The 578-nt window shown below is 34.1% G+C and carries 1 pseudogene; it reads left to right on the forward strand.

The window, feature by feature from the left end:
• Positions 1-236: 236 nt before the first annotated feature.
• Positions 237-338 (forward strand): annotated as a pseudogene (locus CHI06_RS28195) (IS3 family transposase); the annotation flags it as partial.
• Positions 339-578 lie beyond the last annotated feature (240 nt).

The raw sequence follows: 578 nt of genomic DNA on the forward strand, positions 1-578 counted from the left end.
AAAAACCCTAGAAGCGTTGATATAACGCAATTTCTAGGGTTTTTTATTTTACTCTGCTTTGTAGATTTTTGTATTATCCCCCAATGAAATGGGGGGCTTTTGGGGGAGTTTTAACAAAATTATTCTAGTGGACAGACGTATATTGCTTTGTAAAACTCCTGTTAAGAATATTCACCGCAGTATTTTTAGTAACGAAATAAAAAAGTATTGCCCTAGTAATATCAGGTCCTTAAATGTTAGAAAAGTATATTCACTATTACAATCACAAACGAATTAAAGCAAAACTAAAAGGATTGAGCCCTGTACAATACAGGATCCAATCCTTAGTAGCTGCTTAAAATATTTTGTCTAACTTTTTGGGTTCACTGCATAAAGTGGGGCTCTTTTTTATATGAAACATCCCGGATTCGTACATGATAAAACCTCAACCCTTCTAAACATCATAAAGGATTGAGGTTTTATCTTATGGTTTCGTTTTTTAAGGTTGAACTATCGTCATATAACGTGGAGTTGTTGAGATCTTTAGACCCGTTCCAATTTCTTCTATCTCAGCGATTACTTTATATTTCCCACTAGGG

The organism is Bacillus sp. 7884-1, assembly GCF_002272245.1.
GTDB lineage: Bacteria > Bacillota > Bacilli > Bacillales > Cytobacillaceae > Neobacillus.